This is a genomic window from Limibacillus halophilus, from assembly GCF_014191775.1.
GTDB classification, from domain to species: Bacteria; Pseudomonadota; Alphaproteobacteria; order Kiloniellales; family CECT-8803; genus Limibacillus; species Limibacillus halophilus.
Map to the genome: position 1 here is coordinate 431597 of NZ_JACHXA010000003.1, position 26434 is coordinate 458030.

Genomic DNA, 26434 nt, shown 5'->3' on the forward strand with positions numbered 1-26434 from the left:
AAACGGGGGACTGCCCATGGATTACAAAGCTTGGCCTAGCCTATCGGCGCTGTTCTATCATCAGGTAGAGTCCGAAGGGGACAATCCTTTTCTCTGGCAGAAAGTTGATGGGACGTACCAAGCGTTGAGTTGGCGGGAGGTCGCCGAGCGGGTCAAGGCGTTGTCGCGCGGCCTGCGGGACCTTGGCGTCAAACCCGGCGACCGCGTGACGCTGGTGGCGGAGAATTCGCCAAACTGGTTCATTGCCGACCTGGCAATTGTATCGGCGGGCGCGATCACCGTGCCGGCCTATACCACCAACACCGAAACCGACAACCAGCATATCCTGAATCACAGCCAGTCCATTGGTGCCATCGTTTCGAATAATGCCTTGGCCAGTCGGCTGCTTCCGGCTGCGATCAAAGCACCGGAATGCCGTTTCGTCGTCGCGATCGAAGATCCCGGCATCGACCAATCTTCGACTCTCGACATCCATCAGTGGGACGATGTCATGAGCCGCGGGAAGGAATTACCGGACGATGTGATGGATATTGTCCGCCGAGCCAAACGCGAGGACGTCTGCTGTTTCATTTACACATCCGGAACCGGCGGCACGCCCAAGGGCGTGATGCTCAGCCACGGCAACATCCTCTGCAATTGTATGGGCGCTTATCATTTGTTGGAGGAATTCGGCTTGGGCCGGGAAGTCTTTTTGTCTTTCCTGCCCCTCTCCCATTCCTATGAGCACACCGCCGGTCAGTACTTTCCCATGTCTATAGGCGCGGAGATCTATTACGCCGAAAGCGTTGAACAGCTGCTGACCAATCTGGCCGAAGTACGCCCGACGATCATGACCGCCGTTCCCCGCCTTTATGAGTCGATGCATCAACGCATCCAGCGTGGCATCAACAAGCAGGGTGGGTTGAAGAAGAAGCTCTTCGACATGGCTGTGGAAATCGGTATCAAGCGTTACCGCGACCCTATCAGTCTAACGTTGCTCGACCGTATCAAGGATGTGATCGCCGATCGGCTGGTCCGTCGGAAGGTGGCCCTCCGGTTCGGCGGCCGGTTGAAGGCATTTGTCTCGGGTGGCGCAGCGCTCAACCCGGACATCGGCACCTTCTTCATTGCGCTCGGTCTACGATTGCTTCAAGGCTACGGGCAGACCGAAGCCTCGCCCGTCATATGCGCCAACCCGCCGAGCTGCATCAAGATACACACGGTAGGCCCGGCTTTGACCGACGTTGATGTGAAAATAGCTGCTGACGGTGAAATCCTGGTCCGCGGCGAGCTGGTCATGCGCGGATACTGGCGCGACGAAGAAGCCACGGCGCGTGTTATCCAGGACGGTTGGCTGCATACCGGTGATATCGGCCGCTTGGACGAAGACGGCTATTTGGAAATTACCGACCGCAAGAAAGACATCATCGTACTTTCCGGCGGCGACAATGTATCGCCCGCACGTGTCGAGGGTTTCTTGACGCTGCAGCCCGAAATTAGTCAGGCCATGGCTTTTGGCGACAAGAAACCGCATCTCGTCGCCCTGTTGGTGCCTGATCCCGATTGGTTGGGCGAATGGACCCGTGAAAACGGCAAATCCAGCGATCTGTCGATACTGCGCGACGACCAGGATTTCCGCAAAGCGATAAATGCTGCCATCGAAAGGGTCAACAAATCTCTCTCATTGCTGGAAAAGGTCCGGCGATTCCAAATCGCGGACGAAGCCTTCAGCGTCGAGAATCAAATGATGACGCCGACGTTGAAGATCCGACGTCACGTCATCAAGCTACACTACGGCGCCTTGATGGACAGCTTGTACAAGGCCTAATACAAGGTCCGACGAGTCAGGCACGCGGGCCGCTTGAAATCGACCCGCGTGCGTTGATTTCCTCGATTAGGAGGAAAAGTTCCGCCAGCCCCTTCAAGAACGCGGCGACGCTCGCACGGCTGTAGCCGCGCCAGAGGCTCCCTAGTCGAAAAGAATCTCCAGCTTGCCGCAGGGCGATCCAAACTTCCTGGCCTTCGAAGGCCAAGGCCATTTGCCCGCCGCCGAAGCGCCGATCCAGTGCCAGGAGCCGCTCCATGAAAAGCGGCGTCAGGAGGTAACGCGCCTCGACCTGGTCTTTCGAGTACACCTCGAAAACCTCTTCGAAACGCGGATCCTCCAACCGTACTTTATCGCCACCGCCGAACAGCCCACTCAGCGCACCGGCCAACCAGCCCGCATCGCGCTTGACCAGCACACGCGTCGAGAAAGGCTTCAAGAACCCACAGCGGATCAACAGCCCGTCAAAGACCGTAACATAGGTTGTCTTGGTGCCATTCTTGGTATTCTGGGTGCGCTTTTCCTCCAGATACGCCTCGGCGATATCAAACGCGACGCCTGCGTGCTGACCCCGCACCCGGTCCTCAAGTTTAGACCGGTCATAAGATGGCAGGATCCCCAACTCCCTGAAGCGGTCCAGGGGAAATACGCCAGCCACACGGCTGTAGTCGAGATCCAGGTACCCAAAGATCGCCGTCACCAAACTGCCTTCGCTGTCGGCCAAGCGTCTGGCAGCCCAACCGCAGCCGATCCCACCGACCAGGATCGCGGGAACAATCAGCATTGGGTTGATCACCTGCATCTCATCGGTCGAGAGAAAGCTGGCAACGCCAAGCGCGCCACCGATCAGCAGTGAAACGCCGATTATTGCGAGACTTTGCCGACGCTTTCGATTCTGTGCATCCAGATTTGGCTCAATTTCACGCCGCCAGAAGTCCTCGAACCCCGCGAACCTCGGCCCCAACACATCGAATGACCGGCTTTCGGCGTCATCCTGTGGCACCCCTTCACCTCTTCAAGTAATCGTCCGCATCAATGGGCTGGCGAACGGCTTCTTCTTCGACCTCGTAGTAAGGCATCTCGCTAACCTTTACCCAGCCCGCGATCATTGATGTTGGGAAAATCTGTACGAGGTTGTTGAGATCCGTTACCGCCGAATTATAGAACCGGCGTGCCGCCGATATATGCCCCTCGACCTCTGAAAACTGCATCATGGCTTCCTGGATAGGCTTTTCCGCCTTTAGGTCCGGGTAGGCCTCCACTTGTATCATTAGGCGCCCGACCTGCTTTTCCAGAGCTTGAACAACGCCCAGGTGCTCCGCAGCCGCTTCGCCGCTTTTCGGGCGCTCGGTTTCCTGGAACCGACTCCGCAACCGCGTGACCTCATTCAACAAATCGCGCTCGTGTTCCATGTACCGCGCCGCCAGCTTCAAAACGTTGGGCAGCAAATCGTAACGTTTACGCAATTGCACATCGATGGATGCCAAGGCCTCTAGGGCCCTGTTCCGAGTCGAAATGACCTTCACGTAGAGGCCGTAAAAAATCAGCGCCGCGACAGCTAGAACGATCAAGAAAGTGACGGTCGAATCCATGCGGTCTTTCCCCCCTCAATCAATCGGCCCGCCAAGGGTAACAACCCGTAAAGGCTGCGAATAGCCCCGTCTGCCTGTCACTCAGACCACAGCAAGAATAATCTTGCCAAATAGGTCAGCATTGCTTACCTATAATCTTATCTTGCATGAGAGGTTGCCTTTACCGACATCTTGCAAGAGGCTCGAATCTTCCCAGAGCGGCGGAGAAGAATCGCTCGAGAAGACGGCGATGAAGTTTTTGCTGAACGGGAGGACGGACGGGATGGCGTTGCAAGCGGTCTCACTCAATGACAAGTTCGAGCTGGAAACCGGCCGGGTTTACCTGAACGGGACACAGGCGTTGGTGCGTTTGCCGATGATGCAGCGCCAGCGCGATCTGGCAGCGGGCTTGAACACGGCTTGCTTCATCTCTGGCTATCGCGGGTCGCCGTTGGGCGCGGTCGATCAGCAGTTGCACCGAGCCAAACCTTTCGTCGAAAAAAATCACATCTACTTCCAGCCGGGCGTCAACGAGGATTTGGCCGCCACCGCCATCTGGGGCAGCCAGCAAGGCGATATCTTCAACGACTTCAACTACGACGGCGTCTTTGCCATGTGGTATGGCAAGGGACCGGGTGTTGACCGTTCGGGGGATGTCTTCAAACACGGCAACCACGCCGGAACGGCGAAGCACGGAGGCGTCCTGCTGCTTGCCGGTGACGATCACACCGCCAAATCATCGACAGTCGCGCATCAGAGTGAATACGCCTTCGTTGACGCCATGATCCCGGTCCTGAACCCGGCGGGCGTGCAGGAATTCCTGGACCTGGGCATTTATGGCTGGGCGATGAGCCGCTTTTCCGGTTGCTGGATCGGCTTCAAGACCATCGCCGAAACCGTTGATTCCTCGGCCAGTGTTTACGTAGACCCGCAGCGCGTGAAGATCGTGCTGCCTCAGGACGTGGAAATGCCGCCGGAAGGCCTGAACATCCGTTGGCCCGACGAGCGACTGGAGCAGGAAGAGCGGCTGATGCGTTACAAGCTTTACGCAGCGCTCGCCTTTGCACGCGCTAACAAGCTTGATCGCCGCGTGATCGACAGCCCCAAACGCCGCTTCGGCATCGTCACGACCGGCAAGTCGTATCTGGACGTGCAGCAGGCGCTGGACGATTTGGGGATCGATGACGATTTGGCCGCCGAGCTTGGCCTCTCGCTCTATAAGGTCGCCCTTGTCTGGCCACTTGAGCGCGAGGGCCTCCGCAGCTTTGCGGAAGGTTTGGACGAAATTCTGGTGGTCGAGGAAAAACGCGCGCTGCTGGAAAACCAAGTCAAAGAGCGACTCTACAACTGGCGCGAGGACGTGCGCCCCCGGGTGATCGGAAAGTTCGACGAGACCGGGAAGCCACAGCTTCCTTCCCATGGTGAACTGACCCCGGCGCTGATCGCCCGCGTGATCGCGCGGCGCATCGAACGCTTTTACAAGAGCGAACGCATCGACAGGCGCCTGAAGTTTCTTGAGGAGAAGGAAGCCGCGCTGGAGGCCCACAAGGCGCCCATGGAGCGCACGCCCTACTTCTGTTCGGGCTGCCCGCACAACACCTCGACCAACGTGCCGGAAGGAAGCCGCGCACTGGCGGGCATCGGCTGTCATTTTATGTCGATCTGGATGAACCGGGACAACGAAACCTTCACCCAGATGGGCGGTGAAGGGGCTTCCTGGATCGGTCAGGCGCCTTTCTCAAAGACCAAGCATGTCTTCGTGAATCTGGGCGACGGAACCTATTTCCACTCGGGTCTTCTAGCCATCCGAGCGGCTGTCTCGGCCAAGGTCAACATGACCTACAAGATCCTTTTCAATGATGCCGTGGCAATGACCGGCGGGCAGCAGCATGATGGCCCCCTGGACCCAGCGATCATCTCCCGGCAGATCGCCGCCGAAGGTGTGCGTAAAGTCGTCGTGGTCAGCGATGAACCGGAGAAGTATCCGGTCGGCGTCGCCTGGGGCGCCAACACGACGCTGCGCCATCGCGATGACCTGGATGCCATTCAGCGCGAATTGCGTGAGATGACCGGCGTGACGGCGATTATCTACGACCAGACCTGCGCTGCCGAGAAGCGTCGGCGCCGCAAGCGCGGCACCTTCCCCGATCCCAAGAAGCGCGTCTTCATCAACGAGTTGGTCTGCGAGGGCTGCGGCGATTGCGGCGTCAAATCGAACTGCGTATCCGTCACGCCGCTGGAAACCGAGTTCGGACGTAAACGGCGCATCGATCAATCGAGCTGCAACAAGGACTACTCCTGCGTCAAGGGCTTCTGCCCCTCGTTCGTGACGGTGCATGACGCCGAGCCGCGCAAACGCAAAGCCGCAACCACCGCCGAGGACGTCTGGGAGGTTCTCCCCGAACCGACGCTGCCGATTATTGGCGAGCCTTACGGCATCCTTGTAACCGGCATCGGTGGGACGGGGGTCGTGACCATCGGCGCCCTGCTCGGCATGGCAGCGCACATCGAGGGCAAAGGCTGCTCGATCCTCGATCAAACCGGGCTCGCGCAGAAGGGCGGCGCGGTAACGACACACGTACGCATCGCCAACAAGCCGGAGGACATCCAGGCGGTACGCATCGCTGCCGGTGGCGCCAATCTGATCGTCGGCTGCGACCTGGTCACGACCGCTTCTTCGGATGTGCGTGCCAAGATGCGCAGCGACTTCACGCAAGCCGTCGTCAATACCGAGGAAACCATCACCGGAGCCTTCACCCACGACGTGAACTTCCGCGTCCCCGGCAAGGAACTGCACGAATTGATTGCCGAGGCGACCGGCGAGACGGCTTCTGAATTCGTGCCCGCGACGCAGGTTGCCACGGCGCTCCTGGGTGATTCGATCGCGGCCAATCTCTTCATGCTGGGTTATGCTTGGCAGAAGGGGCTGGTTCCTGTCAGCGCCGAGGCCATCGATCAAGCCATCGAGCTGAATGGCGTCGCTATCGCCTTCAACCGCAAGGCCTTCCTCTGGGGCCGCCGCATGGCGCACGATCGGGACGCGGTGATGCGTTTGGCCAAGCCCGAACGTGAAATCCCCGATCGCAAGCTCAGCGAGACCCTGGATGAGGTGATCGAGCGGCGCACCGCCTTCTTGACGGCCTACCAGAACAAGGCTTACGCGACGCGTTATCGTACCTTAGTGGCGAAGGTTCGGGCAGCCGAACGTGATGCCGTGCCGGGTAGCGAAGCCCTAAGTGACGCCGTCGCACGCTATGCCTTCAAGGTCATGGCCATCAAGGACGAGTATGAAGTCGCCCGCCTCTATACAGACGGCAGTTTCGAAGCGGCGCTTAAGGAGCAGTTCGAAGACGGCGGCACGCTGACCCTGCATCTGGCGCCACCGCTGTTCGCCAAACGCGACCCCCAGACCGGGCATCTCATCAAGCAGGAATTCGGCCCCTGGATTCTCAAAGCCTTCAAAATTATGGCCAAATTTAAAGGATTGCGCGGCGGGCCGCTCGATATTTTCGGGCGCAGCGAAGAACGCCGTCAGGAGCGCAAGCTTCGCGACGATTATCTGAGCCAGGTCGAAAAGACACTCCTTAAGAATCTCCGTCCGGAGACCCTCGGACTCCTGGTCGAGATTGCTCAAATTCCCGACCAGATTCGGGGCTTCGGGCATATCAAGGAAGCAAATTTCCAGAAGGCCAAGGCGCGCGAGACCGAACTGCTCAAGGCGCTGGAGAACCCGCAAGCAACCGCCAGCGCCGCCGAGTAGCCGCCTACTCGGCCGCGGCGGCTAGTCCAAAAGGTTTGAGCGCCTCTGCAAGCTGACGACCTTCCTCTGCGTTCAGGGCTTGGAGCGGCGGCCGCACGGCGCGCCAGCTTTCCTGGCCTTCGGCGTGGGCCAGCAGAGCTTTCATCGCCGGGATCGCCGGCTTTTGCTGAAGTGCCTTGCGGAAAGCCGTGACTCCCGCCTGCAACGCGTCCGCGTTGGAATCCTGCCAGTGATCGTAGAGATGGCGTATCGCCCGGGCGTTGATATTGGCCGTCGCCGTGATCGAACCGGCGCCACCGTTTCTCAAGGTATCCAGCAGGAAAATCTCCGACCCGCAGAAGACGCCAAATCCGGGGAAGGCATCCAGCACCGCCTTCGTGTTGTTCCAATCGCCTGAGGAATCCTTCAAACCCACGATCGTCTCGGGATAGGTCTTCATCAAACGCTCGATCAGCGGCAGGCTCCAACCAACAACGGCGACCGGCGGAATATGATAGAGGTATATCTTCAGGCGGCTATCGCCGACCCGCTGAATGACCTCGCTGGTGTAGGTGAACAGCCCCTCGTCATTGATGGCTTTGTAATAAAAAGGCGGCAACAGCAACACACCTCCACAGCCCGCGTGAACGGCCGCTTTAGTCAAGCGCACCGTTTCCGTAAGGGCCGACAACCCGGTACCGGGCATCAAGGCCGCAGGGTCGACGCCGCCTGCCACCAGAGCCTCAAGCAGCGCTTGCTTCTCATCCACCCCCAACGAGTTCGACTCGCTGGTCGTTCCAAACACAGCCAGGCCATTGCAGCCTTCTGCCAACAGACGCTTGCAAAAGTCGACAAAGCGATCCGTGTCCGGGTTCAGATTCCGATCGAAGGGGGTAAGTACCGGCGAAAGAACGCCGGAAAAGGGCGCATGCTGGGCCATTCGGCTAATCTCCTAGAGGATGGTTATCGCGTACAAATACAGCCTACAAAATGGATAGTTGCAAGATACACCCGCCGCCGGAGGATCGTCACGGAAAACCCATGGGCCTGCTAACAATCTTCTGGAGACCATGCAGGCTCCAGAACGAAAAAGAGCGCCGGTCCAGGCGCTCTAAATCTGCAAATGCTTGCCGCTTTGGCCGCTGATTACTCTGCGGCAACCACGGCCGCTGTTTCATTGCCGGGCGCCAATTTGGCTCGGCTGGCTACCATCAGCTTGGCTTCGCCGTCTAAAACCTGTGTATCGCCGACCGTGCAAACGGTGTCGACGACCAAGCGTTTCTTTTCCCGGTTGACCTCGCGAACCGTCACACGCGCCACCACAGTGTCACCAATACGCACCGGCGCTTTGAAGTTCAGTGTCTGGCTCAGATATATGCAGCCTGGGCCCGGAAGCCGCGTACCAAGCACGGTGGAAATGAAGCTGGCGGAGAGCATGCCGTGGGCGATCCGCTCCTTGAACATCGTGCCCTCGGCAAAGGTTTGGTTCAGGTGCACGGGGTTCGTATCGCCCGAGAGACCGGCGAACATCACGATATCCGCTTCCGTCACGGTCTTCGCGTAGATCGCGCTCATGCCGGGCTCCAAGTCCTCAATGTAGTATCCGTGCAGTTCCTGCATTCTCTATCCCTCAATCACTATCATTGCGTCGCAGCAAATTTTGTTGCAGTGCAACTTTAATGATAGAATTACATCGATAGCAAGGGAACTTTTGCGGCGATGCAGTGCAATAGCAATATCGACTTCAGCCCAGTGTCGGTGCCGCGCGCTTCTCTCCTCACCGATATGACCCAGATCAAAGTCCTGTCATCCGGCGCCGCTATAATTGCACTCAAATGACTGAGATGGGACAATGCCTGGTCCTTCATGGAATGCAAGATCGACTGCGAAAGGAAAAAATCCATGGCGGCGCAGAAGATGACAGCCGATCCGACGTCTACGAAGAAGGAAAAGCAATCTGCGATCGTGCGCGTGGGTAAGAAATTGCGCCCTGCCTTCAATCGCTGGATCGCGAGAGATTCCATAGTGGGTGATCACCCGGTCTTTGAACCGGGAGTGTTCAGCTTCACTAAGGATCTTGAAGCCAACTGGAAACTCATTCGGCAGGAAGTAGCCGACATCGTGGAGAAGCGGACGCCGCTGCCTAGCCTGCAGGAAATTTCCCCAGACCATTATCGTATAGCTACCGACAACAAGTGGCGGACGTTCTTCCTCTGGGGATATGGCTACAAGATGCATCAGAACTGCGCGCGCTGTCCGGAGACAACGCGAATCGTCGAGCAGATTCCCGGCCTCAATTCGGCTTTCTTTTCTGTTCTGGCACCCGGGGCCGTCATCCCTCGCCACAAAGGCGTCACCAAGGCAATCCTAACCTGTCACCTAGGGTTGATGGTTCCAAGGGACCGGCAGAATTGTACCATTCAGGTCGATGATCAAACACTTGCCTGGGAGGCTGGCAAGGCCATCGTTTTCGACGATACCTTTTACCATGAGGTCCACAACCGAACCGACGAGGAGCGGATCGTACTGCTGCTGCATTTCAAAAGGCCGGTTTCCTACCCTGGAAAGCTGGCGGCCGATCTGTTCCTGGGCGGTGTCAGGATGAGCCCCTTCGTCCAATCCGCTCGCCGAAATGTCGAAGAGTTCGAAGCGCTGCACCGATAGCGGATGATCATGGCTTGGTGGCACGGAACCACCGTAGCGCCCCGTGGGTTCCCCCCTCGTCCTGGTGAACCTCGGCATGCATTCCGGCTGTCTCAAGCGCCGCCAGAATTTCAGCGGTGCTTCGGAAATTGTAAGCCGGCGTCATGAATCTTGCCGGTATTTCGGCATCCGTCACCACTGCGGCAATCACCAGAACGCCACCGGATTTGAGTGCGCCCGAAAGGCGCTCACAGGTCTGCTGCAAATCATCAAGAAAATAGAGGCAATGCACGAGCAGCGCATGCGTGCAGACCTCTCCTAACTCCGCAACGACACCGGAAGCGCCCTTGCGCAGGCTCAAACGGCCGTCTGAGATGGCATCCTCGTTTCGTGCCGTGGCAAGCTTCAGCATGAGGTCCGATGATTCGATACCAATAACCCTCAACCCTGGATACCTTGCAAGAACCCGGCGGATCGTCTCGCCCGGCCCGAAGCCGATCTCCAAAAGACAATCGCCTGACTCCAGATCCAAGAGAGCGATAGCCTTGTCATTGATTGCTCGGGATTCCCAAGCCCATAGCCATCCGAGAAAACGCCCCATCAAACCGCGCGGCCGTCGCGCGTTGGCGTTGATGAACCGATAGATCCGCTGCATCTCAGGCAACCGTAGCTTTTCGTGTTTGCCGCAAAAGCAACAGAAAGGGCGGCAATGCGCCCAAAACCACGCCCACGAAGCCGATGGTCATTTCATTGAACCCGTCGATACAGGACCCGGGAATGACGATGAGAAATCCTATTGCCAGCGTTGGCAAGGCATAGGTAAGCGCGTAAAGACCAATGGCCCACCAATAAGACATGGTTCCCCCAAATGGCGTTGTCGCCACATATTTTTTCTCACTTCACATTGGGTCATGAAGTTTTGGTGCCCGGGGCGAGACTCGAACTCGCACAGTATCACTACCGCCGGATTTTGAGTCCGGTGCGTCTACCAATTCCGCCACCCGGGCAGGGTGCGTGGGGATCGCGGCGCATATTAGCTTCATCCCCGTCTCGCGCAAGACCGAAAGATGCTAATTTATTTACAATATTTTTTTGTGTTATTTTTATGGTTGACAGTGGGCAGGCGTATAATCTTAACTCTCTTCACAGCGCCGATTTGAGGTTCAGCTTGCGGGGCGCTTAAAAAATACTGCTAAAGCGAGCGGGCCAGGACCCGCCGCCGTTGCAAGCGCCGGGTCTTTTTTGTTTTTACCGGCACGATATCGCAAACGATCGGTACTCCTGACTTGGCAAGCGGAACCTCGGTGAAACCGAAACGGCGTCCGCTTAGGTCGCCAGTCAAGTCAAAGGAGTAGATGATCATGACGACCACGAAACGAACCTTCCTCAAGACACTTACCGGCGCGGCAGTCGCTTTGGGTATTGCCGCCGTTGCTCCCTTCAACGTCTCCGCCGCGGAAAAACCGGAAACGGTCACGGTAGATTATGCCTATTACAACCCGGTGGCCCTTCTCTTGAAGAAAAAGGGTTGGCTGGAAGAAGAGTTTGCGAAGGACGATATCGATGTCCGCTGGCTGCTCAGCCTAGGCTCTAACAAGGCGCTCGAGTTCCTCAACGGCGGCAGTGCCGATTTCGCCTCCACGGCTGGCTCCGCGGCCGTGGTCGGCCGTGCCAACGGCATTCCCATCAAGGCGGTCTATGTCTATTCAAAGCCGGAGTGGACGGCATTGGTGACCAAGCCGGACTCCGGCATCGAGACGGTCGCCGATTTGAAAGGCAAGAGTGTCGCTGTGACCCGTGGCACCGACCCGCACATCTTCTTGCTGCGCGCGCTGGCGGCTGAGGGATTGAGCGAGAGCGACATCAAAACCGTCCTGCTGCAGCACCCCGATGGCTATCTTGCCCTGGAAAAGGGTCAGGTTGATGCTTGGGCCGGTCTCGACCCACACATGGCCAAAGCCGAGCTGGAATCAGGCGCCAAACTTTTCTTCCGCGCACCGGACCTGAACACCTACGGCATCCTGAACGTCCGTGAGGCCTTCGCCGACGAGCATCCCGATCTCGTGACACGTGTCCTGCGTATCTACGAGCGGACCCGTCGCTATGCCTTGGAGCATCCCGAGGAACTGCGTGAAGTTCTGGTCGAAGCAGCCCGTTTGACGGACGAAGTCGCCGATAAGCAGCTGAGCGAGCGTACCGATATCACCAACCCGGTTATCGGCGCCGAGCATCGCACGACCTTCCTTGAGACAGCCAAAGTTCTTCAGGGCATCGGCGTGCTGAAGCCGGAAGTGAACGTGGAGCAGGTGGTCGACGATCTGATCGACTCCTCCTTCATCGTCAACCTTGCGGCCAAATAAGGGAGATAAAGGAATGGCGCTGGTCGACCTCATTCGACGGCGCCCGGTTGAGGCAGCGACGCTGGAAGGCGTCGCTGCCAGCCTCCCCAAGGGGGCAACAGCCGGGCTGCTGAAACGCGGCAAGGGGCTCGTCGTTCCCCTGCTTTTGCTGTTGGCCTGGGAGGTTCTGAGCCGACTGGGCGTTTTTGCCGCACACCTCGTACCCTCGCCGACCGCGGTCGTGGAGGAGCTGCATTATCTCTGGCAGCGCGGCGAGTTGTTCAATCATCTCTGGGTCACCAGCCTGCGTGTCGCCTGGGGCTTCGGCGTCGGCGTGCTCGCGGCAACGATCCTGGGTGCCTTGGCTGGTGCGTCCAATTTGGCGCGCGAGCTCCTTGATCCGACGATCCAGGGATTGAAGGCCGTTCCGTCCTTGGCTTGGGTCCCTCTGTTTATTCTCTGGTTTGGCATTTTCGAGACCCCCAAGATCGCACTCATTGCCGTTGGTGTATTTTTCCCGGTTTATCTCAACCTGATGAGCGCCATTCAGGATAGCGACCGAAAGTTGGTCGAAGTCGGACGTATCTACCGCCTCTCCCGGTTCCAGCAGCTTCGCTACATTCTGGTCCCCTCGACCTTGCCGTCCTATGTCGTCGGCCTGCGCTCCGGGCTAGCCTTGGGATGGATGTTCGTCATTGCGGCGGAGTTGATGGGAACATCCGAGGGCCTCGGATTCTTGATGATCGACGGGCAGATGACGGGGCATCCCTCCATCATCGTCGGAAGCTTGTTGCTCTTCGCCTTCGCGGGCAAGGCAACCGATGGCCTGCTGGCCATGCTTACCCGCCCCCTGCTTGCTTGGCAGGATTCCTTTTCCGGTATGAACAAGGGCCAGGGAAATGCTTGAAATCAACGCCGTCAGCAAAACCTTCCCGGCCCCCGAAGGGCCGCCGCGCCTGGCGCTCGACACGCTCGACTTGAGTGTCGCAGAGCACGAGATCGTCAGTCTTGTTGGTACCAGCGGCTGTGGAAAATCAACGCTTCTACGCATTCTCTCGGGCCTGGACAACGCCAGCGAGGGGGAAGTTTCCATCGCCGGCCGACCGGTCACCGGCCCCAATCCGGACATCGCCATGGTTTTCCAGGAGCCGCGCCTGATGCCGTGGCTGACAGTCCGCGAAAACGTGAGGCTCGCCCTGCTTGACCTGCCTCCCGAAGAACAGGACAGGCTGATCGACGAAGCGCTCTCTCAAGTGGGGCTGGCCGCCGCTGCAAAGCAGTTGCCAAAGCAATTGTCCGGCGGCATGGCACAGCGTGTCGCCATCGCCCGGGCCATCGCCCGGCACCCGAAGATTCTGCTGCTGGATGAACCTTTCTCGGCACTGGATTCCTTCACCAGGGACAAGCTCCAGGATCACCTCCTCAGCCTTTGGGAAAAGGGCCGCTTCACGATGGTGTTCGTGACCCATGACCTGGAGGAAGCCGTCGTCCTGAGCGACAGGATCGCCGTGCTGCGCGGACAACCCGGCCGCCTGGCCGAGGTGATCGAGGTGGACTTGCCACGACCCCGCGACCGCGCAAGCGCCGAGGTCCAATCCCTCAAGCGTCACCTCGCGGGCACGCTGAATCTTTCCTGACCCCTTTGGGCGCAAACAAGGACGCGGCATCCTATCGGCTTCCGTGTTCTTGCTTGCTCCCGGTCTTGCGGCCTGATAGCAGGGAACGAGGAAAAGAGCCCCCATTATTCGCGGGCGCTTGAACCGTATCCGGCCAAGGGGGCAAAAGGGCGCAATGCTGAGGAAACTCTACGACTGGACGCTGGATATGGCGGGCCGCCGGAATGCCATGACGGTGCTGGCCGTTGTTTCCTTCATCGAGAGTTCCTTCTTTCCCATCCCGCCTGACGCGCTGATCGTACCAATGATCGTTGCAGAGCGACGCCGGGCCTGGCGGGTCGCGCTGATTGCGTCCATCTTCTCGGTGCTCGGCGGCCTGTTCGGCTATGCGATCGGTTTCTTCCTGTTCGATAGCATCGGCCAGCCCTTGTTGGATTTTTACGGCTATAACGAAGCCTTCGCTAAGTTCCAGGACGCTTACAACGAGTGGGGCTTATGGATTGTTGCGAGCGCCGGTTTCACGCCCCTACCCTACAAAGTCTTCACCATTGCCAGCGGCCTAACGCAGATGGATCTGGCGATCTTCTTGGCGGCTTCGATCGTCTCGCGCAGTGCACGGTTCTTTTTGGAAGCAGCAATTCTCTGGTACTTTGGACCACCGGTCCGCGCCTTCGTCGAGCGTTACCTCGGACTCGTGGCCATCGGCAGCTTTGCACTATTGATCGGCGGCTTTATCACCATCAAATACTTGTTCTAGGGCAATAAGAGGCGACAGGAGAAGGCCAGACAATGCAGATGACCGCCATATCGCCACGGATGCTCCTGGCATTGCTACTGTACGGCAGCGCCCTGCTTTTAGGGGGGGCCTATGCTTTTCAGTACATCGGCGGATTGGAGCCTTGCCAACTGTGCCTCTATCAACGCATCCCACATGGATTGGTGATCGCCATAACGCTCGTAGCCTTGGGCGTGAAGCCCAAGGGTGTCGCCCTTCTAGCAGTCCTTTTATCACTGGGTTTGATCCTCGATATCAGCGCCCTCATGGCGGGATTCCATGTCGGAGTGGAGCAGAAGTGGTGGGAAGGCCTGCCCGGCTGCAGTTCCACGGCCATCAGCACCGACATGTCGATCGATCAATTGAAAGATGCGATTCTGGGGCGTGAGAAGGTGGTTCCCTGCGACGAGGTCGTCTGGTCGCTGTTCGGCATCTCCATGGCCGGTTACAATTTCATCGCCAGCATGATTATGGCTCCCGTGGCGTTCCTGGGCGCGGCAGTGGCAGCGCGGAGCTTGAAGCGGGAGACGAAACAATGACTGCGGCGAAAACAACGCGTACCGCATCAAAAAGGCGGCGCTACCTGCCAGGCGATCCTCTGCCGGAGGACGAAGTCGCCGGCATGATCCGCGTCGATCACGCCGGAGAGTACGGCGCGCGGCGAATCTACGAGGGACAATTGGCGGTCTTGGGAGACAGCAGCAGCGGGCCGCTGATTCGGAAAATGTACGAACAGGAGAAAGAGCACCTGGACACCTTCGACAGGCTTATCTTGGAACGGCGCGTCAGACCGACGGCGTTGCAGCCGGTCTGGCATGTCGCCGGGTTCCTCCTAGGTGCAGGCACCGCGCTGTTGGGCGAGAAAGCCGCGATGGCCTGCACGGTCGCAATCGAAGAAACCATCGACGAGCATTACGCAGCCCAAGCCGATGCACTTTCCGGCAACAAGGAGGAAGCGCCGTTGAGGGCGACAATCGAGAAGTTTCGTAAAGAAGAACTCGAACACCGCGATATCGGCCTTGAGGAAGGCGCGGAAGAAGCGCCGGGCTATACGTTGCTGACCGGCGCCATCAAGGCTGGGTCGCGGCTCGCGATCTGGCTATCGCAAAAGATTTGAGCTTGTAGAAATAAGGCATTGATCCAACTGGTTCAGTCTTCCAGTTCGCTGTCCCAATACAGGTAGTCATTCCAGCTTTCATGCAAAAAATTAGGCGGAAACCTCCGCCCATTCTTTTGTAACTCATAGGCAGTAGGCACACGGGCCGGTCGCAGGACCGGCATGGCGCATTCCTCAGGCGTCCGGTTGCTCTTTACGAGGTTACAGCTTTGGCAGGCGGCAACAACGTTCTCCCAGGTCGTCCGGCCGCCGCGTGAGCGTGGCATCACATGATCGAACGTCAGCCACTCGGCATGATACCGGTCACCGCAGTACTGGCAGGTAAAACCGTCTCGCAGAAACACATTGAAGCGGGTGAAGGCCGGACGGCGATCCATCTTCACGTACTCGCGTAGTGAGATCACACTCGGCAGACGCATCTTGATACTGGGAGAATGAATCTCGTGCTCGTACTCGGCGATGATGTTCACGCGGTCGAGAAAAACCGCCTTGACCGCATCCTGCCAACCCCAAAGAGACAGTGGAAAATAGCTCAGCGGCCTGAAATCCGCATTCAGCACCAGCGTTTGAAAGCGATCGACGTGCATGTCGTCCAGGCCCCGCGTTTCGCAACAACTTCCCTAAACTCTTACCTTATCCACGATAGAGCTACAAGATATTGTGGTTTCGTCATCGAATTCTTCATCTAACCGTCAAAGAACGCCGCTTACGTTTTTTCCGGCAAACCTCCTTCCACCAGAACCTGACGCAAGAAGGCCGCGCCCAGGCTCAACCCTTCCTCGTCGATGGAATGTCCCAGACCAGGGCGCAGGTCCGACATGACCTTGAACTGCATGGAAAGCAGCGCCTGGGTTGCCGCCGTCAAAGCCGCGGAGGGGACGACCGGATCGGCGTCACCATGTATCAACAGGATCGGCGGCCGAACTTTGATCTCCTGCGGCAAACGTTCCGGCGCCACCAGCGCTCCTGAGTAGCCAACGACCCCGGCCACGGTCTCGGCAAGACGCGGCGCAACATAAAGGCTCATCATCGTGCCCTGGCTGAACCCGACCAGAGCCACAGAGCCAAGCGAAAGACCGTAGTGCTCGGCTTCACGCGCGATGAAGGCCTCCAACTGAGGTGCCGCCGCCTGAACGCCGGAGAGAACCTGACCCGACGATCTGTCCTGAAGGCTGAACCATTGGTAACCGCTCGGCGCCATATCGCATGGATCTGGCGCATTGGGCGAAACGAAGGCCGTATCTGGCAGCACCTGACTGAGCAACGGAGCCAAGCCTATCAGGTCATTGCCGTCCGCACCCAAGCCATGCAGGAAAATCACCAGGGATTTCGCCGGCCCTCCCGAAGCCGGTTCCGCACGCGGTCCATCCAGTTCCTTTAACGCCATAACCACCCTTTCCGAACTCTCGTTAACTCAATCAGGCAACCCCGGATGGCGATATAAATGCCACAGGAAGCGCGCCGCCGCGCCACGGTAGGGACGCCAGCGCCGCTTGGCAACCGCCGCCGCCTTTTTGGTATCAGGACGTTCACGCATGCGCAGCAAGCGCTGCATGGCGACTTGCAAAGCGAGATCTCCGGCCGGAAAGACATCCGGCCGTCCCAGGCTGAACAACAGGTAAATTTCCGCCGTCCAGCGCCCAACTCCCTTGGCGCGGCACAGGTAGGCTATGGCGGCCTCGTCATCCAGTTCGACCAGGTGCCGGAAATCCAATTCCCCGCCTTCCACCATCGCCACCAAGCCGCGCAAGTACACGGCTTTCTGGCGCGACAACCCGAGGCCACGCAACCTCGTCTCATCAAAATGGATCAGGTTTTCGGCCTTCAATCCGGGACTGGCCTCCTCCAGGCGGGCGATAATGGCCCGGGCCGAGGCCACAGAAACCTGTTGTGCCATGACGATCCGCAGGAGGCCCGCCAGCCCCGCTTCATGACCGGGCGGCGGCGGCAGGCCACAAAGCGCGTAGGCAGACGCGAGCTTTTCATCCTTTTTCGCCAGCGCTTCCAGAGCGTAGCGCTGCGTCTCATCTTGCTTGGCTTCGTTGGTCATGGCTGGACTTTATCGCCTGTCTCGGCTACGCGCATCCCATGACAGGAAGCAAAATCCGCCACGTGACCCGTTTTGCGCCCTCTCCGACGGGCCTGATGCACCTTGGCCACGCCCACGCCGCCCTGTTCGCGCAGCGCGCTGCAGGGCCTGAGGGACGATTCCTCCTGCGGATCGAGGATATCGACGTCACCCGCTGCCGTTCGGAGTTCGTAGACGCCATCTATCAGGACTTGGCGTGGTTGGGTCTAACCTGGGAAACCCCGGTACGCCGTCAGTCGGAGCATTTGGACGACTACTGGGAGGCGTTGGAGCAATTGGCCGCACGGCGGCTGCTTTATCCCTGCTTCTGCACACGCAAAGAGATAGAAGAAGAGATCGCCCGCGCCGGCGGCGCACCGCATGGTCCCGAAGGGCAGCTCTATCCCGGCCTTTGCCGCCATTTGGATGGCCGTGAGCGCCGCGACCGGATTGCACGTGGCGAAGGCCACGCCTGGCGTCTGGATGTCGAGCGCGCCGCAGCGGAGGTCGGACCGTTGGAATGGCGTGACATGAGCCGCGGACGGCAGACAGCCGATCCCTTAGCACTGGGTGATGTGGTTCTGGCGCGCAAGGATATCAGGACGAGCTACCATCTTTCGGTCACGCTGGATGACGCGTTGCAGGGCGTCACGCTCGTAACGCGCGGCGAAGACCTGATGCCCGCCACTGCGATCCACCGCCTGTTGCAGGCCCTGTTGGAGCTGCCGGTCCCTGAGTGGCATCACCACGGGCTTCTGCTGGACGACGGCGGTCGGCGGCTGGCAAAACGCGATGCGGCAATGACTTTGCGCGCACTACGCGAAGCTGGGAGATCGTCTGCCGAGGTGCGGGCCCTGGCAGGTTTTCCCGACTGAGCAAGGCCGGTTCAACGCCGGGCCTGGAAAAAATCCTTCAACAAAAGCCCACATTGACTCTCCTGAACGCCCGCCACGATATCCGGCCGGTGATTGCAGCCTGGCTGATCGAAGATACGGGGGCCATGCTCCACTCCACCAGCCTTCGGGTCGTAGGCACCAAAGACAACCCGCGCCAGGCGAGCAAACGAAATGGCTTGCGCGCACATCGGGCAGGGCTCCAGGGTCACGAAGAGCTCCGCGTCGATAAGACGTTTGGAGCCCAGCCGTTTTGCGGCGCTTCGGATGGCCAGCATCTCGGCATGCGCCGTCGGATCATGATCACGTTCCACCCGGTTGTGAGCCACGGCCAACACGGAACCGTCGCGCCGATCAAACAAGACTGCGCCCACCGGCACCTCTCCAGCCTTTGCGGCTTGGCGCGCCTCGTCCAATGCCAGTTCCATTTTGTCGCGTAAGCTCAGCATCACATCGGCGAAGCTCGCTGTTTCTCCCCGGCCCGTCAAGGCAAAGCGGCTTGCCTCGTAGAGAGGGCACCCCTAGAGTGCGGCCTGCGGCCGACCCTGGCTTGCCAAGCCACATGAACCGGAAAAGGCCCGTAATTCCCATGGCGTCCGAGGACAAGGAAATTCAACCAGAAAAATCCGGCAAGCAGCGCCTCGCCAAGGCCATTGCCCGTGCGGGACTCTGTTCGCGCCGGGAGGCGGAAGCCTGGATCGCCGAGGGCCGTGTTACGGTCAATGGGGAGACGGTTCTTAGTCCGGCGCTCGACGTGACCGCTGACCATCGCATCACCGTCGATGGCCGCCCCCTGCCCGCACCCGAGCGGCCGCGCGTGTTTCGCTTTCACAAGCCCGCTGGCGTGGTGGTAACCGCGCGCGACGAATTGGGGCGCCGCACAATTTATGATCTTCTGCCCTCTGGGCTGCCGCGCTTACAACCGGTCGGACGCCTGGACCTCAACACCGAAGGCCTGCTGTTATTGACCAACGACGGTGAGGTTAAGCGAAGCCTGGAGCTGCCGAGCCGCGGGTGGTTGCGTTGCTATCGGGTGCGCGTCTTCGGCACGGTTGACGAAGCCCGCTTGGCCGCCTTGAAGGACGGCCTGACAATCGACGGTTTCTCCTATGGTCCGATCGACGCGAAACTTGAACGCAAGACCGAATCCAACGCTTGGTTGACCATGGGCCTGCGCGAAGGAAAGAACCGCGAGATTCGCAAGGTGCTGGAGCATCTGGGCTTAATGGTCAACCGCCTGATCCGCACCAGTTATGGGCCTTTGCAACTGGGCAACCTGACGCGCGGTGCTGTTTCGGAGGTGCCGCGCGGCGTGCTGCGCGATCAAATGGGCATCGGCGAACCGATCAAGGACCGTACCGGCTTTGCGAAAGCCAAACCGCGCGCCAACCGCCCGTTGCAGAAAGCCCGACGTAAACCCAGGACGGAAGAGAATGCGAATCGTCGGCGGTGAGTTAAAGGGACGACGTCTGGAGGCGCCGGAGGGTAGAAGTGTACGTCCAACCTCCGACCGCGCTCGTGAATCGCTTTTCAATATCCTGACTCAAGGCCGCGTCGCGCGGAACGGCAATCCCCTGGCCGGCGCCAGGGTCCTGGATGGCTTCGCAGGCAGCGGCGCACTGGGGATCGAGGCCCTGTCACGGGGTGCGGCGGAGGCCTTCTTCCTGGAAAAGGACCGCGATGCTTTGGCGGTGCTGCGCCGCAATCTCGCGACCCTGAATCTCGGCAGTCGGGCCCGTGTGGTGCCCGCGGACATTTTGTCGCCACCGCGCGCAGTCCAGCCTTGTGATATCCTCTTTCTGGATCCGCCCTACCGGACCGGATTGGCGGAACCCGCCTTCAAGGCACTTGCCGCCGCCGGGTGGATAGCACCCGGTGCGTTGATTTCTCTTGAAACCGCCCGTAATGAGGACTTCGAAGCACCGGCCGGATATACGCAAATCGACGAACGCCATTACGGAAACGCAAGGCTGACCCTATTTCAATACGAGGCGGATGAACCGTAAACATCCTTGTGCTAAGACAGACTCGAAGACACGAGTGACGTAGCTAGAACCAAAAGGCGTAAAGGTAAGATCGGCACGATGGCAAGCAGGCTCCCCAATCACCTGACACTCGCGCGCATTGCCGCCATCGTTCCGCTGGCCGTGTTGATCGTGACGCCCGGGGTTTGGGCCGCGTGGTTGGCTTTTTTACTCTATCTTGCCGCAGCCCTGACGGATTGGCTGGATGGTTATCTCGCGAGAAAGCTTGGCTCCGTCTCAGCCGTTGGAAAGTTCCTCGATCCCATCGCCGACAAGATGCTGGTTGCCGCCGTCCTGATCATGCTGGTTGCCGACCACCGCCTTATCGACTGGAACTTGATCCCGGTACTCTTGATTCTGGGCCGCGAACTGCTGGTCTCCGGCCTGAGGGAGTATCTCGGTCAAAAGGCTGTCGCTCTGCCTGTCAGCCAACTGGCAAAGTGGAAAACAGGCCTTCAAATGACCGCGCAAGGCGCGATTATTCTGGCCCCGGGCCTGCCTGCCTTGGGCTTCGTCAACGGCGTCGGAATTCTACTGCTCTGGGCCGCAACGCTGCTTACCGTCATTACAGGTGGCGACTACCTGCGCCGCGCCATCCGCTACCTTCGGGCCGCGTGAGGCCTAGCTTTCAGACCACTGTAGCGATTGACATTTTGACTCCAGCAACCTTCTTTCTAGGCAAGAGCGTGAAAAGCGCAACAGCAACAGGAGGCAGCAGGACTTGAAGATTTTTGGTCTCGCCGGATGGAGCGGCAGCGGCAAAACGACCCTGATGGTTAAGCTGCTTGGCGAACTGGTGTCCCGTGGATACCGCGTTTCCACCATCAAACACGCCCACCATGCTTTCGATGTGGACAAACCCGGCAAGGACTCCTACGAGCATCGCCAGGCAGGCGCGGCAGAGGTCATGGTTTCCTCCGCGCAGCGCTGGGCTTTAATGCATGAGCATCGCGGCGCGCCCGAGCCCACCGTCAAGGATCTGGTCGCCCAAATGACCCCCGTTGACCTGCTGTTGATCGAAGGCTTTAAGCGGGAAAGCCATCCCAAGCTCGAAGTTCATCGTCCCGGCGTGGGCAAACCGCTGCTACAACCGGAAGACCCGCAAGTCGTTGCCGTGGCCAGCGACAGTCGTTTGGACGGCCTGTCGGTTCCGGTTCTGGACCTGGATGATGTGTCAGCCATCGCCGACTTCATCCTGACACACCAGGGCCTGACATTGCGCAAGGAAGGGGTTGCCTGACGATGGCGCAGCTCAGCGATGATTGCTTTGCTCACGGCGGGCGGTTGATGCCACTAGCAGAAGCGTTGTCGGCCATCGCCGAACGCAGCGTCGTTCTCTGCGACAGCGAGGTTCAACCGCTTGCGGACTGTCTGGGGCGTATCCTGGCCGAACCCCTTGTTTGTGCTTTTGATGTGCCGCCCCACGCCAACTCGGCTGTCGATGGCTACGCCGTCTTCCACGCCGATCTTTCGGCCGATCGGGAAACCCGCCTGCCGGTCACCGGGCGCGTCGCAGCGGGCACATCGCTCGGGCGTGCGGCAAAGCCCGGCGAAGCGATCCGCATTTTTACCGGCGCGCCGCTGCCCGAGGGCCCCGACACCGTGATGATGCAGGAAGACTGCCGCCTGGAGGGCGACACGGTGATTATTGCACCGGGAATCAAGAAGGGCGCGAACAGCCGCAGGGCGGGGGAGGACATTAAGGCCGGCTCGCAGGTTCTAGTTCCCGGGCAGCGGCTACGCGCTCAGGACCTGGGTCAGGCTGCTGCGGCCGGCAACACGGCCTTGAAGGTTTACCGGCCTCTTCGCATCGCCCTTTTTTCCACCGGCAACGAATTGCGGCAACCCGGGACGGCGTTGGAACCAGGGTCAATTTACGATTCCAACCGCTTCACGCTGTTGGGCCTCCTCAAGGGACTCGGCTGCACGATCACCGACCTTGGCATCCTGCCTGATCGTCATGCCGTGATTCGCGATGCCCTGGAGGTTGCGGCAAAAAGTCACGATGTCATCGTCACCTCGGGAGGCGTATCAGTCGGTGAGGAGGATCACATGAAGCAAGCGGTCGAGGATCTGGGCAAGCTGCACCTCTGGCGCTTGGCGATCAAACCGGGGCGGCCCATCGCCCTTGGACAGGTCGGCGTCGTACCCTTTGTCGGTCTACCGGGTAACCCGGTCGCCGTCATGGTGACCTTCCTAAACGTGGTGCGCCCCCTGTTGTTGGGCCTGATGGGCGCCCGCGACGTGACGGCGCGCCGCTTCAAGGTGCGGGCGGATTTCACACACAAGAAGAAAGTAGACCGGCGCGAATGGGTGCGCGCGACGCTCAGCCCCCTGCCCGACGGCGGTTGGGCGGCGTCCAAATTCCCGCGCCAGGGTGCCGGCATTCTTTCCTCGATGGTGGAGAGCGACGGGTTGGTCGAGCTTGGCGAGGATGTGACCGAGCTGGCGCCGGGAACCATGGTAGACTTTCTGCCCTTCAGTGAGGTTATGCCGTGATGAGATTGCTTTATTTTGCCTGGCTCCGACAGAAGACTGGGATTGGCGAGGAGGAGATCGCTCCCCCGCCGGAAGTGGCAACCGTGGGCGCATTGCTCGATTGGCTGGAAAGGCGTGGGCCGGGTTTTGCCGATGCACTGGCCGACCGGGCGGCCATTCGCGTCGCCGTCAACCAGGACTACGCCCGCGAGAGCGATCCGGTGAAACCCGGTGACGAAGTCGCGCTCTTCCCCCCCGTCACAGGAGGCTGAGGCCCATGATCCGGGTACAAGCGGAGGACTTCGACCTTGGCCGGGAAATGGCGGCCCTGACGGCTGGCAATCATCGGATTGGCGGACTCTGCGTTTTCGTGGGCCTTGTGCGCGATATGGCGAGCGGCGAAGGTATCGCCGCGATGACGCTGGAGCATTACCCCGGCATGACCGAGAAGATGCTGGCTAAGATCGAGGCCGAGGCAAAGGACCGGTGGCCCCTGGAAGCAAGCCTCATCATTCACCGCTACGGCCGCCTTGAGCCCGGCGACCAGATCGTGCTGGTGGCCACCGCCAGCCCGCACCGGGAAGCCGCCTTCGAGGCCTGCCATTTCCTGATCGATTGGCTGAAGACCCAAGCCCCCTTCTGGAAGTTGGAGGATAAGGGCTCCGGCGCTGCCTGGGTGGAAGCCCGCGACAGCGACGACGCCGCCGTCCAGCGCTGGCGCAAGGAAGCCCCCATCAAGGATCGATGAGGTCGTTATTGAGGAGTGTCTGGACGAAGGTCCATTCGTCCAGGCCGGGGGTGATGGCCGGGTCGTAGAGCAGGGCCAGGGCGGCTAGAGCCTTGGCCTGTTCCTCCGGGGTTACCGGCCCTTCCTTGAAGAAAAATTCCTCGGTCGGGTGCAGCCCCAGCGTCACCATCAGCGCGCGAAACAGGCAGTGTTCCACCGTCGGCTCCCCCAGGCGGTGAAAGATGCCGATGAAGCCCTGATGCACGCGGTATCTCTGAGCGGGCGACATAGCGCCCTCTCCGGTCCAGGCGTACTCCGTGGCATAGAACGCTGGATAGGCGCTGCAGCCCTGGGCGATCATGCGCTTGCCGATCTCGCCCGAAAGGAACGGATTCCATACGCCGCTTCGCCGTTTCGGTTTTCGCTCCTTCAAGGCGGAATAGACGCTGATCCCTGCATTGTTTGGTGAGTTGTTCCGCAATTTAAAGGCAGCATGCTTATCATAAGCCTCTGGCAGTGCAGGCACAGCGCTGCGTATCCGTTCATAAAGGTCTAGTAAGTAGGTGTCAGCTTCTCTGCCTTCACCAGAGTTTCGTATCCCTATCGGCCCATTGTCGAAGCGTCTTGTGACCAGGCCGAAGCGCTCCGGCTCATGCCTGGAAGAACCTTCCTCCACATCCTCCGGGAAGAAGAAATGCTTGAGCTCGGCGCGGGTGAGGCGGGGCAAATCTGCGCCTGGCACCGTCCCTGGCCCCAGGATCGGCGGCCAAGGTGTGAGAAGCTCGGGCGCTGGTGCGACCTCCTCCGGCCTGAGGTAGTCGCCATAGTTGCAATCGGTCAGAAGGCACCAGTAAAGCGGCAAATACTGAACCTGTGTCACGACCAAGGCCGCGAGCCCAGCTTTGATGATGGTATTTCTGTAGGCTTTTAGAAAGTTCCTGATAACCATGCGATGAACTGTAGAAAAACTCATCATGCTTTGCAATTTTTCAGAAGCGCCACAAGACCTCAAGCGACCATGCCAAGAGCGGTCCTACTTGAAGAGTTTTTCGGAAACTTTGGCCGCACTCGCTCCGGCCAAGGCATCAATAATGCTAAAGCCGCTCCGGCTTGTTGTGGAGATGCCCCCCACCAAACTGCCCGCAAGCAGCGAAACCAGTTCCGCATCGCCAATCTTGTCGATGACCTCGATCGCGGCCTTTGGGTCTTCCGCAAGCAGCCTCGGTAAGGCCTCCAGATCATCTGCACTCAAAGCCGCGCGCGCAGCGAGGTTGCCGGTAACCGCGCTCACCACGCCAAGGAAGCTACCAAAGGCGCCACCAACCACGCCCCCTGCCGGACCTGCGCCGGAGCTCCCTATAGCCGCACCAGCAATCCCGCCGCCGACCACATTATCGCGGACGGCCTTGGCGAGGTCGAGTACTTGGTTGCGAGCGGTTTGCGGATCGCTCGCCTCAACCAGCTTGGCTAGATTATTCGCAGCCTGAAGCTTGCCGAAGTCCGCCGCCGCCGTCTCATAGACATCGCGCGTATTGGAAAGCGCGTCGCTTGCCGCGCCAAGAGCCGCAGCCTTCTCACTCAGTTCCCTTTCAAGTTTGGTCCGCCTGCCGGGATCGCCAGTTCCGATAAGGTCGCGCCGCAGAGCGTCAATTTCCCCGTTCAGCCGGTCGCTTTCGGCCTGCGCCTCGATCACGCTGGCCGCCTGTGTCTTTAGTTCGTTGAGTTTCTCCTGCTTGTCATTAAAGAACTCTACAGCCTCATCACTCAGATCGCCCTTGGTTCCGGCTCTTCCGAGTAGATCGTCAATGAGATCACCTGCCTCGCCCGCTCGCGTCGGGTTGCTGAACGACTCCTGTTGGCTGTTCTTGGCCCAGATCGCGATGGCTACCTGGCGCGTCGGGGGGGCGTCTTTCCCGAAAATCGCCTGAGCCCCCCCAAACGCCTCTTCATCGCCAATGTTCCCCTGTGAGATGTGCTCCAAAATGTCGTCCCGAGCCTTTACCTGGGCCTTACCCAGGTTACGCTGGGCCTCCTCAATGTCCTTCGCTACGGCCTGTTGACGTTGGGGTCGCGTCGCAGGGTCGTCACGCTCCTCAGCCGATTGTTCCAGGATCGCGCGTTGGCGCTGGCGTTGGTGCTCCAAATCGGCCTGCGCCCGCTCTACGTCTTCGAGGTTACGGCGGGTTGCCTCACCGAAAGGTTGCAGATCGCTTTCGCGTTCTTGCGCATCGGCCTGGGTGGTGGCTTCGTTGCGCTCCGCATCAAAGTCAGTCGGTGGATCGGACTGAGGCGGATCGGCTTTTACTGGATCATCCTGCGGTTTGGCTGCGGCTTGGCTGGGGCTACCGGCGCCGCTGCTGCCAGCGTCGCCACCCTTCGAGACGGGGTCGTTCGACCCCTCCTCAGGGTGAGGATTGTTGCGACGGGTCGAAGACCCCTCAGGGTGAGGGTTATGGCGCGGGGTTGAAGGCCCCTCAGGGTGAGGGGCCTTCAACCCTTCGCTGTTCTCCGTCTCACCTTCATCCTGAGGAGCCCTCGCAGAGGGCGTCTCGAAGGATGGCGAGGGCACGCTCTCCTCGCGGATGGCCTTCTCGCCCGCCAGGGCGGCCATCATGGCCTTGGCCTCCTCGGCGCGGGTGG

The 26434-nt window shown here is 59.6% G+C and carries 30 protein-coding genes, 1 tRNA gene and 1 riboswitch; of the genes, 17 read left to right on the forward strand and 14 right to left on the reverse strand.

Going from position 1 to position 26434, the window contains the following annotated elements:
• Positions 1-16 precede the first annotated feature (16 nt).
• Positions 17-1807 carry an AMP-dependent synthetase/ligase gene (locus tag FHR98_RS07925; RefSeq protein ID WP_183416121.1) on the forward strand — a complete coding sequence of 597 codons (1791 nt, stop codon included), beginning with the start codon at positions 17-19 and terminating at the stop codon, positions 1805-1807.
• A gap of 16 nt (positions 1808-1823) precedes the next feature.
• Here the strand turns inward: FHR98_RS07925 and FHR98_RS07930 are convergent, their stop codons facing one another.
• On the reverse strand, positions 1824-2807 hold the full coding sequence (locus FHR98_RS07930) for a DUF3137 domain-containing protein (RefSeq protein WP_183416122.1): 984 nt from the start codon (positions 2805-2807) through the stop codon (positions 1824-1826).
• Between the two features lie 4 nt (positions 2808-2811).
• Positions 2812-3396 (reverse strand): LemA family protein, encoded by a 585-nt coding sequence (locus FHR98_RS07935; RefSeq protein ID WP_183416123.1) that lies wholly within the window; start codon positions 3394-3396, stop codon positions 2812-2814.
• A gap of 262 nt (positions 3397-3658) precedes the next feature.
• Between FHR98_RS07935 and FHR98_RS07940 the strand changes: the two genes are divergently transcribed.
• On the forward strand, positions 3659-7135 hold the full coding sequence (locus FHR98_RS07940) for an indolepyruvate ferredoxin oxidoreductase family protein (protein WP_183416124.1): 3477 nt from the start codon (positions 3659-3661) through the stop codon (positions 7133-7135).
• Between the two features lie 4 nt (positions 7136-7139).
• Here the strand turns inward: FHR98_RS07940 and FHR98_RS07945 are convergent, their stop codons facing one another.
• Complete coding sequence (locus tag FHR98_RS07945) at positions 7140-8054, reverse strand: dihydrodipicolinate synthase family protein (RefSeq protein ID WP_183416125.1); 915 nt, start codon at positions 8052-8054, stop codon at positions 7140-7142.
• 206 nt (positions 8055-8260) lie between these two features.
• Positions 8261-8734: a MaoC family dehydratase gene (locus tag FHR98_RS07950; RefSeq protein ID WP_183416126.1), complete on the reverse strand. Its 474-nt coding sequence runs from the start codon at positions 8732-8734 to the stop codon at positions 8261-8263.
• A 282-nt stretch (positions 8735-9016) separates the two neighbouring features.
• Between FHR98_RS07950 and FHR98_RS07955 the strand changes: the two genes are divergently transcribed.
• Positions 9017-9778 carry an aspartyl/asparaginyl beta-hydroxylase domain-containing protein gene (locus FHR98_RS07955; RefSeq protein WP_221205780.1) on the forward strand — a complete coding sequence of 254 codons (762 nt, stop codon included), beginning with the start codon at positions 9017-9019 and terminating at the stop codon, positions 9776-9778.
• A gap of 7 nt (positions 9779-9785) precedes the next feature.
• Here FHR98_RS07955 and FHR98_RS07960 read toward each other — a convergent pair whose 3' ends face one another.
• The 4 genes from FHR98_RS07960 to FHR98_RS07975 form a co-directional block, all read right to left on the reverse strand.
• Positions 9786-10412: a class I SAM-dependent methyltransferase gene (locus FHR98_RS07960; RefSeq protein ID WP_183416127.1), complete on the reverse strand. Its 627-nt coding sequence runs from the start codon at positions 10410-10412 to the stop codon at positions 9786-9788.
• Between the two features lies 1 nt (position 10413).
• Complete coding sequence (locus tag FHR98_RS07965; RefSeq protein ID WP_183416128.1) at positions 10414-10614, reverse strand: hypothetical protein; 201 nt, start codon at positions 10612-10614, stop codon at positions 10414-10416.
• A 63-nt stretch (positions 10615-10677) separates the two neighbouring features.
• A tRNA-Leu gene (locus tag FHR98_RS07970) sits at positions 10678-10764 on the reverse strand.
• Between the two features lie 131 nt (positions 10765-10895).
• A riboswitch (SAM riboswitch) is annotated at positions 10896-10974 on the forward strand.
• Positions 10950-11129, reverse strand: coding sequence for a hypothetical protein (locus FHR98_RS07975; RefSeq protein ID WP_183416129.1), 180 nt, complete (start codon positions 11127-11129; stop codon positions 10950-10952). Its footprint overlaps the riboswitch before it by 25 nt.
• Here FHR98_RS07975 and FHR98_RS07980 point away from each other — a divergent pair.
• The 6 genes from FHR98_RS07980 (at position 11119) to FHR98_RS08005 (ending at position 15604) form a co-directional block, all read left to right on the forward strand.
• Positions 11119-12117, forward strand: a complete 999-nt coding sequence (locus tag FHR98_RS07980) for an aliphatic sulfonate ABC transporter substrate-binding protein (protein WP_221205781.1) — start codon at positions 11119-11121, stop codon at positions 12115-12117. The genes FHR98_RS07975 and FHR98_RS07980 overlap by 11 nt on opposite strands.
• A gap of 13 nt (positions 12118-12130) precedes the next feature.
• Complete coding sequence (locus tag FHR98_RS07985; protein ID WP_183416131.1) at positions 12131-13003, forward strand: ABC transporter permease; 873 nt, start codon at positions 12131-12133, stop codon at positions 13001-13003.
• Positions 12996-13733: an ABC transporter ATP-binding protein gene (locus tag FHR98_RS07990; RefSeq protein WP_183416132.1), complete on the forward strand. Its 738-nt coding sequence runs from the start codon at positions 12996-12998 to the stop codon at positions 13731-13733. The genes FHR98_RS07985 and FHR98_RS07990 overlap by 8 nt, the downstream gene beginning before the upstream one ends.
• A gap of 154 nt (positions 13734-13887) precedes the next feature.
• On the forward strand, positions 13888-14469 hold the full coding sequence (locus FHR98_RS07995; RefSeq protein ID WP_183416133.1) for a YqaA family protein: 582 nt from the start codon (positions 13888-13890) through the stop codon (positions 14467-14469).
• Between the two features lie 32 nt (positions 14470-14501).
• Positions 14502-15026 (forward strand): disulfide bond formation protein B, encoded by a 525-nt coding sequence (locus FHR98_RS08000; RefSeq protein WP_221205782.1) that lies wholly within the window; start codon positions 14502-14504, stop codon positions 15024-15026.
• Positions 15023-15604 carry a demethoxyubiquinone hydroxylase family protein gene (locus FHR98_RS08005; RefSeq protein ID WP_183416134.1) on the forward strand — a complete coding sequence of 194 codons (582 nt, stop codon included), beginning with the start codon at positions 15023-15025 and terminating at the stop codon, positions 15602-15604. The genes FHR98_RS08000 and FHR98_RS08005 overlap by 4 nt, the downstream gene beginning before the upstream one ends.
• 32 nt (positions 15605-15636) lie before the next feature.
• On the opposite strand, the gene FHR98_RS08010 is transcribed toward FHR98_RS08005, so the two are convergent.
• From FHR98_RS08010 to FHR98_RS08020, 3 genes are all read right to left on the reverse strand, one after another.
• Positions 15637-16191 carry an HNH endonuclease gene (locus FHR98_RS08010; protein WP_183416135.1) on the reverse strand — a complete coding sequence of 185 codons (555 nt, stop codon included), beginning with the start codon at positions 16189-16191 and terminating at the stop codon, positions 15637-15639.
• A gap of 119 nt (positions 16192-16310) precedes the next feature.
• On the reverse strand, positions 16311-16991 hold the full coding sequence (locus tag FHR98_RS08015) for an alpha/beta hydrolase (protein WP_183416136.1): 681 nt from the start codon (positions 16989-16991) through the stop codon (positions 16311-16313).
• 27 nt (positions 16992-17018) lie between these two features.
• Positions 17019-17654 (reverse strand): DNA-3-methyladenine glycosylase family protein, encoded by a 636-nt coding sequence (locus FHR98_RS08020; RefSeq protein WP_183416137.1) that lies wholly within the window; start codon positions 17652-17654, stop codon positions 17019-17021.
• 38 nt (positions 17655-17692) lie between these two features.
• Here FHR98_RS08020 and gluQRS point away from each other — a divergent pair, with 38 nt between their 5' ends.
• A complete protein-coding gene (gluQRS, locus tag FHR98_RS08025) occupies positions 17693-18547 on the forward strand; it encodes a tRNA glutamyl-Q(34) synthetase GluQRS (protein WP_183416138.1) in 855 nt (284 codons plus the stop codon).
• A gap of 11 nt (positions 18548-18558) precedes the next feature.
• On the opposite strand, the gene FHR98_RS08030 is transcribed toward gluQRS, so the two are convergent.
• On the reverse strand, positions 18559-18993 hold the full coding sequence (locus FHR98_RS08030) for a nucleoside deaminase (RefSeq protein ID WP_183416139.1): 435 nt from the start codon (positions 18991-18993) through the stop codon (positions 18559-18561).
• A gap of 161 nt (positions 18994-19154) precedes the next feature.
• Here FHR98_RS08030 and FHR98_RS08035 point away from each other — a divergent pair, with 161 nt between their 5' ends.
• The 7 genes from FHR98_RS08035 (at position 19155) to FHR98_RS08065 (ending at position 23815) form a co-directional block, all read left to right on the forward strand.
• Positions 19155-20018 carry a pseudouridine synthase gene (locus tag FHR98_RS08035; RefSeq protein ID WP_322091228.1) on the forward strand — a complete coding sequence of 288 codons (864 nt, stop codon included), beginning with the start codon at positions 19155-19157 and terminating at the stop codon, positions 20016-20018.
• Positions 19999-20571, forward strand: coding sequence for a 16S rRNA (guanine(966)-N(2))-methyltransferase RsmD (gene rsmD, locus FHR98_RS08040; protein WP_183416141.1), 573 nt, complete (start codon positions 19999-20001; stop codon positions 20569-20571). The genes FHR98_RS08035 and rsmD overlap by 20 nt, the downstream gene beginning before the upstream one ends.
• 78 nt (positions 20572-20649) lie before the next feature.
• Positions 20650-21207: a CDP-diacylglycerol--glycerol-3-phosphate 3-phosphatidyltransferase gene (gene pgsA / locus FHR98_RS08045; RefSeq protein WP_183416142.1), complete on the forward strand. Its 558-nt coding sequence runs from the start codon at positions 20650-20652 to the stop codon at positions 21205-21207.
• Between the two features lie 103 nt (positions 21208-21310).
• On the forward strand, positions 21311-21829 hold the full coding sequence (gene mobB / locus FHR98_RS08050) for a molybdopterin-guanine dinucleotide biosynthesis protein B (protein WP_183416143.1): 519 nt from the start codon (positions 21311-21313) through the stop codon (positions 21827-21829).
• A gap of 2 nt (positions 21830-21831) precedes the next feature.
• Positions 21832-23088, forward strand: coding sequence for a molybdopterin molybdotransferase MoeA (locus FHR98_RS08055; RefSeq protein WP_183416144.1), 1257 nt, complete (start codon positions 21832-21834; stop codon positions 23086-23088).
• Positions 23088-23339 carry a molybdopterin converting factor subunit 1 gene (gene moaD, locus FHR98_RS08060; protein ID WP_183416145.1) on the forward strand — a complete coding sequence of 84 codons (252 nt, stop codon included), beginning with the start codon at positions 23088-23090 and terminating at the stop codon, positions 23337-23339. The genes FHR98_RS08055 and moaD overlap by 1 nt, the downstream gene beginning before the upstream one ends.
• A 5-nt stretch (positions 23340-23344) precedes the next feature.
• Positions 23345-23815, forward strand: coding sequence for a molybdenum cofactor biosynthesis protein MoaE (locus FHR98_RS08065; RefSeq protein ID WP_183416146.1), 471 nt, complete (start codon positions 23345-23347; stop codon positions 23813-23815).
• Here FHR98_RS08065 and FHR98_RS08070 read toward each other — a convergent pair.
• Both FHR98_RS08070 and FHR98_RS08075 read right to left on the reverse strand, forming a co-directional pair.
• Positions 23802-24770: a hypothetical protein gene (locus tag FHR98_RS08070; RefSeq protein WP_221205783.1), complete on the reverse strand. Its 969-nt coding sequence runs from the start codon at positions 24768-24770 to the stop codon at positions 23802-23804. The two genes, FHR98_RS08065 and FHR98_RS08070, sit on opposite strands and share 14 nt — an antisense overlap.
• Positions 24771-24827: 57 nt before the next feature.
• Positions 24828-26434, reverse strand: a 1607-nt coding sequence (locus tag FHR98_RS08075) for a hypothetical protein (protein WP_322091229.1), incomplete at its 5' end; no start/stop codon positions are given.